The organism is Planktotalea sp., from assembly GCF_018607965.1.
Taxonomy (GTDB): Bacteria; Pseudomonadota; Alphaproteobacteria; order Rhodobacterales; family Rhodobacteraceae; genus Planktotalea.
Genome location: NZ_JABBAM010000140.1, coordinates 1,352 through 10,219, shown reverse-complemented (window position 1 = coordinate 10,219; position 8,868 = coordinate 1,352). Strand labels below are relative to the sequence as shown.

Annotated in this window: 10 protein-coding genes; 4 read left to right on the top strand and 6 right to left on the bottom strand. The window is 52.4% G+C overall.

Annotated elements, in window-relative coordinates; genetic code table 11:
• The coding region (locus QZ279_RS12730; RefSeq protein ID WP_293451442.1) for a DNA polymerase IV at positions 1 to 1,076 on the bottom strand (1,076 nt) is incomplete at its 3' end.
• A 127-nt stretch (positions 1,077 to 1,203) separates the two neighbouring features.
• Between QZ279_RS12730 and QZ279_RS12725 the strand changes: the two genes are divergently transcribed.
• The gene (locus QZ279_RS12725; protein WP_293451440.1) at positions 1,204 to 2,100 is read left to right on the top strand and encodes an SPFH domain-containing protein; all 897 of its coding nucleotides are present in this window, start codon (positions 1,204 to 1,206) and stop codon (positions 2,098 to 2,100) included.
• Positions 2,100 to 2,372, top strand: coding sequence for a hypothetical protein (locus QZ279_RS12720; RefSeq protein WP_293451438.1), 273 nt, complete (start codon positions 2,100 to 2,102; stop codon positions 2,370 to 2,372). Before QZ279_RS12725 ends, QZ279_RS12720 begins: the two co-directional genes overlap by 1 nt.
• Here the strand turns inward: QZ279_RS12720 and pyrF are convergent.
• Positions 2,369 to 3,064, bottom strand: a complete 696-nt coding sequence (gene pyrF / locus QZ279_RS12715) for an orotidine-5'-phosphate decarboxylase (protein WP_293451436.1) — start codon at positions 3,062 to 3,064, stop codon at positions 2,369 to 2,371. The genes QZ279_RS12720 and pyrF overlap by 4 nt on opposite strands.
• A gap of 70 nt (positions 3,065 to 3,134) precedes the next feature.
• Positions 3,135 to 3,401 (bottom strand): hypothetical protein, encoded by a 267-nt coding sequence (locus QZ279_RS12710; protein ID WP_293451434.1) that lies wholly within the window; start codon positions 3,399 to 3,401, stop codon positions 3,135 to 3,137.
• A gap of 235 nt (positions 3,402 to 3,636) precedes the next feature.
• Between QZ279_RS12710 and clpB the strand changes: the two genes are divergently transcribed.
• Both clpB and QZ279_RS12700 read left to right on the top strand, forming a co-directional pair.
• On the top strand, positions 3,637 to 6,255 hold the full coding sequence (clpB, locus tag QZ279_RS12705; RefSeq protein WP_293451432.1) for an ATP-dependent chaperone ClpB: 2,619 nt from the start codon (positions 3,637 to 3,639) through the stop codon (positions 6,253 to 6,255).
• An 84-nt stretch (positions 6,256 to 6,339) separates the two neighbouring features.
• Positions 6,340 to 6,993 (top strand): HAD family phosphatase, encoded by a 654-nt coding sequence (locus QZ279_RS12700; RefSeq protein ID WP_293451430.1) that lies wholly within the window; start codon positions 6,340 to 6,342, stop codon positions 6,991 to 6,993.
• A 97-nt stretch (positions 6,994 to 7,090) separates the two neighbouring features.
• Here the strand turns inward: QZ279_RS12700 and QZ279_RS12695 are convergent, their stop codons facing one another.
• The 3 genes from QZ279_RS12695 to QZ279_RS12685 form a co-directional block, all read right to left on the bottom strand.
• Positions 7,091 to 7,246 (bottom strand): hypothetical protein, encoded by a 156-nt coding sequence (locus tag QZ279_RS12695; protein WP_293451428.1) that lies wholly within the window; start codon positions 7,244 to 7,246, stop codon positions 7,091 to 7,093.
• Positions 7,247 to 7,538: 292 nt separating this feature from the next.
• Positions 7,539 to 8,021 (bottom strand): fasciclin domain-containing protein, encoded by a 483-nt coding sequence (locus QZ279_RS12690; protein WP_293451426.1) that lies wholly within the window; start codon positions 8,019 to 8,021, stop codon positions 7,539 to 7,541.
• Positions 8,022 to 8,228: 207 nt separating this feature from the next.
• Positions 8,229 to 8,675 (bottom strand): DUF302 domain-containing protein, encoded by a 447-nt coding sequence (locus QZ279_RS12685; RefSeq protein ID WP_293451424.1) that lies wholly within the window; start codon positions 8,673 to 8,675, stop codon positions 8,229 to 8,231.
• Positions 8,676 to 8,868 lie beyond the last annotated feature (193 nt).

Genomic DNA, 8,868 nt, shown 5'->3' with positions numbered 1-8,868 from the left:
CCTTGGTCGCTGACGGCATCAAACAGCGCACGCGCTTCGCGGTAAACACGGTCCGTTAATTGCGTTGGCTCACGCAAGGAAATGCGCCGTGTGATTTGCGTAAAGTTAGCGCGCTTTAATTTCAATGTCACAACTCGGCCTGCAAGCTCTTTTGCTTTTGCACGATCTGCAACTTGTTCTGACAGCCGCCAGATATGCCCATCCAAGATATCCAGATTAGCAGTATCCTCATTGAAGGTCGTTTCGTTCGAGATGCTTTTCATTGGAGCATGTGACGAAACCCTCCGAAAATCTTCGCCCCTTGCAATATGAAACAGGCGTTCCCCCGTGCCGCCAAAGCGCGCGACCAGATCGGATTTTTCCCAGCGCAGAAGATCGTCGAACGTCCGAATGCCTACCTTTTCCAGTGATGCCTGTGCAGCCGGTCCAACCCCCCAAATCATGCGCACAGGTTTGCCAGCTAAAAATTCCGTCGTATCCGCCTCGCCAATCACTGAAAATCCGCGGGGCTTGTCCAAATCAGAGGCGACTTTTGCGAGGAATTTGTTGTGGGATAGACCGATTGACCCGCTTAACCCCAGCTCGTCTCGCATACGCTTGATCAGTCGCGCCAACATCTCTGCTGGCGGTGCGCCATGAAGGCGCTGCGTGCCGCGCAGGTCCATGAACGCCTCGTCTAGTGAGAGGGGTTCGATCGCGGGAGTGAGTTCTTCCATCATCGCTTTGATCGCTTTTGACGCCTCCACATAGGCGTTCATGCGGGGTCTGATCACCACTGCATCGGGGCACAGTTTCAACGCTTGAAACATTGGCATCGCAGATCGCACGCCTTTGATCCGCGCCACATAACAGGCAGTGGATACGACACTGCGCCGACCGCCTCCGATGATCACAGGCTTGTCTGCCAAAGACGGATCATCACGCTTTTCAACGCTCGCGTAGAATGCATCGCAATCCATATGTGCGATGGAAAGCGTCATCAATTCAGGATGCGAGATCACGCGCGCAGAGCGACAGGCAGGGCAGCGCGTGCCATGCTCAAAATCCGTTAAGCAATCTCTGCAAAGTGAGGGCATTGCGCTGCCTTGATCCCGTGAACACCAGTACGGAAGACTACGCTGCGTGCGCGCCGAATTCAAATAGGCAGCCTTTGAACTCTCCTGCGTAAACGCTTATGTAGGAATTAACGTTTAGGAGAGTTCCATGTCATTTGATCAGTTAGCTTTTAATTTTCTGAGCGAGAATACGTTCATCGTGTTGCTTGCCGCCTTTATTATTATCTGCATCCTGCTTGGTGTGCGGATTGTTCCGCAGTCTGAAAAATTTGTGGTCGAACGTTTTGGGCGTCTGCGCTCGGTGCTTGGGCCTGGGATCAATTTGATTGTGCCGTTCTTGGATAAGGTCGCGCATAAAATTTCCATTCTAGAACGCCAATTGCCCAACGCACACCAAGACGCAATTACGGCTGACAACGTGTTGGTACAGGTGGAAACGTCGGTTTTTTATCGCATTCTTGAACCTGAAAAGACGGTCTACCGAATCCGTGATGTGGATGGCGCAATTGCAACGACGGTTGCAGGCATGGTGCGTTCTGAAATCGGTAAGATGGAGCTGGATGAAGTTCAATCAAACCGCACACAGCTGATTTCGCAGATCAAAACCCTTGTCGAAAGCGCAGTTGACGATTGGGGTATTGAAGTGACGCGGGCTGAACTTTTGGACGTTAATCTAGATCAAGCAACCCGCGATGCGATGTTGCAGCAATTGAACGCCGAACGTGCGCGCCGTGCGCAGGTTACGGAAGCCGAAGGTGCAAAACGCGCTGTTGAGCTTAGTGCGGATGCTGAACTTTATGCTGCAGAACAGATCGCCAAAGCGCGCCGTATTTCAGCGGATGCAGAGGCATACGCGACGGGTGTTGTTGCGGCTGCGATCGCTGACAATGGCATGGAAGCCGCGCAGTATCAGGTTGCCTTGAAGCAGGTTGAAGCGTTGACCGCACTTGGTAGCAGTGCAGGTTCGCAAACGGTTGTCGTTCCGTCTAGCGCGATGGATGCGTTCGGCGATGCGTTCAAGATGCTCAAGGGAGGGTCCAAATAATGTGGACCTCTTGGGTATTCTGGATGATCGCCGCTGTTGCGTTGGCGATCTTCGAAGTGTTCGCGCCTAGCTTTATCTTCTTGGGCTTCGCAATTGGCGCTGCTTTGATGGGTCTGATCCTGCTGGTTGGCGGATCAGCCCTTAGCCTTAGTGTGCCCATGACGTTTCTCGTCTTCGCTATCGTGTCCTTGATTTCTTGGGTCGCGTTGCGCCAAATTTTGGGTGTGCGTGGCGGTCAAGTGAAAGTCTGGGACAAAGATATCAACGACTAGATCGCAGCAAGCTCTGCGATGATCGCTTCGGCAGCACCCTTACGATCATCTGCATCACGGATCGGGCGTCCGACTACGATGTGATCCGCACCCGCAGTAATCGCGTTTACCGGTGTTGCTATGCGTTTTTGATCGCCTGAAGCAGAACCCATTGGACGCACGCCGGGTGTTACAATCAAACGACCCTGCGATTCAGGCAACGCACGAATGGCGGCTGCTTCTTGGGGCGATGAAATAATCCCGTCCGCGCCAGCATCAAACGCACGGCCAGCGCGATCAATCACCAAATCAGGAATTGCGCCGTCACGGATCAAGCAATCATCAAGATCATTGCGATCTAAAGACGTTAAAATCGTCACGCCTAGAATTTTCATATTACTGCCAGACGCGCCTTCTTTGGCAGCGCGGATAACATGGGGATCACCGTGGACCGTCAGAAAATCCAGATCAAATTGTGCAAGGCCACGTACGGCAGCCTCAACAGTTGCGCTGATGTCGAACAGCTTCATATCCAAAAAGATACGTTTACCCATCTCGCCCTTAAGTTCGTTGGCAAGGGCAAGCCCGCCGCCTGTTAGCATGCCTAGACCGATCTTATAGAACGAGACTGAGTCGCCTAAAGTTTCGGCCATTTTTAACCCGTCGATTGCGTTCGCAACGTCAAGGGCGACAATTAGGCGATCATCGGACATTTGGCTTCTCCTGCTGGGGTCGCCCCCCTATCGCGCAAGGGGCTGGGGCAGGTCAAGCAAATGGGTATTTTTAGGCTGCAAAACCTTCTGGCAAAACACCCGGTGCAAACTTAACATATGATTTTGAGATGCGGTATTCTGGCATGCGCTGAACTTGGCGCATTGCTTCAGAAACGAACGCCAATACTGGGTTGCGCTTTTCAGCTTCGCGGCCTGGTTTGATTTGGCGATCAAAGATCAAATCGCCTGTGTCGGTAATGAATGACACTTTGCCAGCACCACCTGTTTCAGGTGTGAATTCTTGGATTGGGGTAACTTCAATACGATTTACGATCATTACTTTTTCTCCTGCTCGGACTTCGCTTGGGAAGCCTCTGATTGTTAACTCTAACTCTTGTGACCTTAAATCTTTGAATCTGGGCAAAATGTGTCCAAATTAGCGTTAATTGCGTGGCGGGCTGCTCTTGATACAGATCGCAACGTTGCCCACATAAAAACTCGAGGCCCGAAACCTTAGCGTGCTGCACAGCAGGCGCATTTTTCAATCGGGTGCTTTTTGAAGGAGAGAACCTATGGACCTTAATAAGTTCACAGAGCGTTCGCGCGGATTCATCCAAGCGGCGCAGACAATCGCACAGCGCGAAGATCACCAGCGTTTGTTGCCAGAACATATTTTAAAAGCATTGATGGATGACGACCAAGGTTTAGCGTCTAATCTGATCACCCGCAGTGGTGGTGCGCCGACACGTGTCGTCGAAGCGCTGGACATTGCAATGGGCAAAATTGCCAAGGTTAGCGGCGATGCGGGTCAGGTCTATATGGATAGCCAGACGGGCAAAGTTTTTGGTGAAGCGGAAAAGCTGGCCAAGAAAGCCGGCGACAGTTTTGTGCCTGTTGAACGCATTCTGCAGGCCCTTGCGCTTGTGAAATCCAAAGCGTGTGATGCTTTGGAGGCGGGCGCGGTGACTGCCCAAACGCTGAACACAGCAATCAACGACATTCGCAAAGGCCGCACGGCTGACAGTGCGAGTGCCGAAGAAGGGTATGACGCGTTGAAGAAATACGCGACGGATCTGACCGCAATGGCAGAGCTTGGCAAGATTGATCCGATCATTGGTCGCGATGAAGAAATTCGCCGCGCGATGCAGGTTTTATCACGTCGTACCAAGAATAACCCAGTTCTGATCGGTGAACCCGGCGTTGGTAAAACCGCAATTGCCGAAGGTCTTGCCTTGCGCATAATCAATGGCGACGTGCCAGAAAGCCTGCGCAACAAACGCCTAATGTCGCTCGACATGGGTGCGTTGATTGCGGGCGCGAAATATCGTGGTGAATTTGAGGAACGTCTAAAGGCGATTCTGTCTGAGGTCACGGCTGCCGCTGGAGAGATCGTTCTGTTCATCGACGAAATGCATACGCTGGTTGGCGCGGGGAAGGGCGACGGCGCAATGGATGCGTCTAACCTGCTGAAACCAGCGCTAGCGCGGGGCGAGTTACATTGCATTGGCGCGACCACTTTGGATGAATACCGTAAGCACGTCGAAAAAGATGCGGCCTTGGTGCGGCGTTTTCAACCTGTGATGGTTGAAGAACCCACAGTTGAGGACACTATTTCGATCTTGCGCGGCATTAAAGAGAAGTACGAACTTCACCACGGTGTGCGTATTTCCGATAGCGCGCTTGTTGCTGCGTCGACGCTGTCGCATCGCTACATCACAGATCGTTTCTTGCCCGACAAAGCCATCGATTTGATGGACGAGGCCGCAAGCCGTTTGCGCATGGAAGTCGACAGCAAGCCAGAAGAACTGGATGCGCTGGACCGCGAAATCATGCAAAAGCAAATTGAGGCCGAAGCGCTAAAACTTGAGGACGATCAGGCGTCTAAAGATCGTCTTGTTGTGCTTGAAAAGGCGTTGGGCGATTTGCAGGAACGCTCCAGCGAGATGACTGTCAAATGGCAGGCGGAACGCGACAAGCTGGCAGGCGCGCGAGAGATGAAAGAGCTTTTGGATCAAGCGCGTGCTGAGCTGGACATCGCCAAACGTGAAGGCAATCTCGCGAAAGCGGGTGAGCTGTCTTATGGCGTAATCCCCGATCTGGAAAAGATGTTGGGCGAAGCCGACGATCGTGAAGATGGCGGCGTCATCGTTGAAGAAGCCGTGCACCCCGAACAGATTGCGGGCGTGGTCGAGCGTTGGACAGGGATCCCCATGTCCAAGATGCTTGAAGGCGAACGTGATAAGCTTTTGCGCATGGAAGATGCACTGCATAACCGTGTGATCGGTCAACATTCTGCGGTGAAATCTGTGGCCGATGCAGTGCGCCGTGCACGCGCGGGCTTGAACGACGAGAACCGTCCGCTTGGGTCGTTCCTTTTCCTTGGGCCAACTGGTGTGGGTAAAACAGAGCTGACCAAAGCTGTTGCTGAATTTCTGTTCGATGACGACAGCGCAATGGTCCGTATTGATATGTCCGAATACATGGAAAAGCATTCAGTTTCACGCTTGATTGGTGCTCCTCCCGGATATGTCGGGTATGATGAGGGCGGCGTTCTGACTGAATCTGTGCGCCGTCGTCCCTATCAGATCGTGTTGTTTGACGAGGTCGAAAAGGCGCACCCAGATGTGTTCAACGTCCTTTTGCAAGTTTTGGATGATGGTATGCTGACCGATAGTCAGGGCCGCACCGTGGACTTCAAGCAAACGCTGATTATCCTGACGTCCAACCTTGGGGCGCAAGCGTTAAGTATGTTGCCAGAGAACGCGGATACCAGTGATGCGAAACGCGATGTGATGGATGCAGTGCGCGCGCATTTTCGGCCTGAATTCCTGAACCGCTTGGATGAAACGATCATTTTTGATCGCCTTGCGCGGGAAGACATGTCCGGGATCGTGGATATTCAGATGGGCTTGCTGGACAAACGCTTGGCGGGTCGCAAGATTACGCTTGATTTGGACGATGCGGCGCGTAAATGGTTGGCGGACGAAGGGTATGATCCTGTGTTTGGCGCGCGCCCCCTAAAGCGTGTGATCCAACGTGCCTTGCAGAACCCTTTAGCTGAAATGATTTTGGTGGGTGATGTGGGTGATGGCGATACGATCGATGTCAGCGCGGGTGTTGAAGGGCTGATCATCGGCGATGTTGTGGCCAGCACAAACCGCCCACGCCCTGATGATGCGGTCGTGCACTGAAACACACCGATGCACACTGTGGTTTGACAACGACGACCTGAAACCAGACAACGGCCTCGCAACCCCAAATGTGAGGCCGTTTTTATGATTATGCCCCCTGACATGGTGATTTTTGATTGTGATGGTGTGCTGGTTGACAGCGAACAAATCACGGATCGCGTGATGAAAGCTAATTTCGAACGTCACGGGCTAACGATTGGTTTGGATGATCTATCTGCGTTTTTTGTAGGTGGGACGATGCAAGGTGCCATGGACCGTGCCCGCGAAATGGGTGCGCGCTTGCCCGATGATTGGTTGGACGAAATTTATCCTGAAATATTTGATGCACTTCGAGATCAAGTCGAACCGATCAAAGGTGCGATTGATGTACTTGATGCGCTGGATGCTGCTGGAATTCCATATGCGATTGGCTCAAACGGCCCTCACCCAAAGATGGACATCACCCTTGCGCGCACGGGTTTGGCGGACCGTTTCAAGGGGCGTATTGTTTCGCGCACGGATGTTGCGCATGGCAAACCAGCACCTGATGTTTATCTGAAAGCGGCCAGCGATGCGGGCATCGCGCCAGAGCGCTGTGTTGTGATTGAGGACAGCGCGACAGGTGCCAAAGCAGGCATCGCCGCGGGCATGTACACAATAGGATTTCATGAGGAAACGCCCATAGAACGCCTAGACCCTATCTGTGACGCACTGTTCGCTGATATGGCGGAATTGCCAGCATTGCTGGGCCTGAAATAGAACAGGGGCGCAGGTAGATCATGACCTGCACCCCTTCTTCCGCGCCAGATAGTCTGCGTGAGTGGGTTAAACTGGACGGAAGGTTCCGGTCACGGGGTTAACCGCTGATATCGGGCAAAACACCTGCTTTGACGGCTTCGGTTAGCTCTTCTTCGGTCAGCATGCCGTCCGCGTTTGCGTCTACGTCTGACATTGCAAAGCTGGCTGTTGCGAAGGATAGCGCTGCGAGTGTGAGTGTGGATTTCAGTAACATTAGATCGTCTCCGTGAGTGGTTACGTACTCAAAATATACGCTAGCCCACTGTCGGATATTCACATCAACACCACACTCCTTGGATGTAATAGCGATAGTTTTCGGCCATAAGTTGCGCATTTCGCAGTAAAGCATGGGCCATCTTTCGCACGACCAAACGGGTGTCGCGCCAATCGGCCAGTAAAGGCCGACGTGAACCATGCATTTGCGCTGGAACGCGCCTGAAAATGCAAAACCCCACCAGCCTGAACTGATGGGGAATCGCTTGTCGTGAGTGGTTAAGCCGTTGGGCTTACATCTTGGGCATGATCACCGCGTCGATCACATGGATCACACCGTTGGATGCTTCAATGTCCGCCGCTGTGACGTTTGCACCGCCGACCGTGACACCACCTTCTGTCATGATCTTAACGTCCGTACCCTGTACCGTTGTCGCCATCATGCCGTTGGTTAGATCAGCCGCCATGACTTTTCCAGCGACGACGTGATACGTGAGGATCGCTGTTAGCTGATCTTTGTTTTCTGGCTTGAGCAGTTCTTCGACTGTGCCTTCTGGCAACGCAGCGAATGCATCGTCTGTTGGTGCGAAGACTGTGAACGGACCGTCACCTTTCAGCGTGTCTACTAGACCAGCGGCCTGTACGGCTGCAACGAGCGTGCCGAACGTACCCGCGCCGACAGCTGTGTCGACTATGTCTTTGGAATGACCGCCCGCGAAAGCAGGGCCAGAGATTAGAGCTGCGGATGTAAGTGCAATGAATGTTCTACGTAGCATGTGTCGTATCCTCAAAAAGGTTTTCAATAATACCGACGTGGTATGATAGGAATACGGGAGTGTTTCGGACTTGGATCAGCGGGGATTCATGCCGATCGTGTTTGACGAATTGAGCGTTTGATCTAAGCCAGCGTGTTTTGCTCTGACCACTCACTTTCATGTGAAAGTACGTTATTGATCCGTTATAAATCCAAGCAGATTTCTCGCTTAATCGATGCCAATCGCGGACTTGGAAATCGTTTCAAGCAGTGCCTCGACGTCCTTCATTGGGCCTTCTGGCATCGCGCGGTAGCCAATTATCGTCTCATCGGGTGTCTCTGGGTGCACCATCACAAAAATATCGTAAGGGCAGAACATTAAATTCATTGGATCAGCCTCCATCACTTTACGTGACAGGGCAGCGGAACAGAAACTATAGACGTCAGCATTCAGGAAAATGATCTTGTCTGATCCAACATCACGCCCAGTGCGTGCAAGCATTTCCCCGACGTGACTTGTGCCATCGATCACCAAGCCTTGATCAATGATCGCGTTTTCTAGCCCGAAGATTACGTCATCAAAGCTTTCGTCTGTTGTGAAGGTCACGACATCACCTGCATTAAGCGGCACTGCGAGCATCATGGCGAGGGCTGTAAAATTAAAAAGTCGGCTCATTGCTGAAATCCTCTGTCACGCTCATGTGCGCAGTATTGCGCAGCTAAACCGAAAAGAACACAGTCGCAAAAAGCTTGGCGTGTCCAAGTCATAATGAAAAAGAACCGCAGGAGACGTGTCATGGGATTTGCAATGAATGTTCTAGAAACACTGGCGCTGCTGTTTGCCTTTTCGGTCGGCGCGCTTGTTTTCG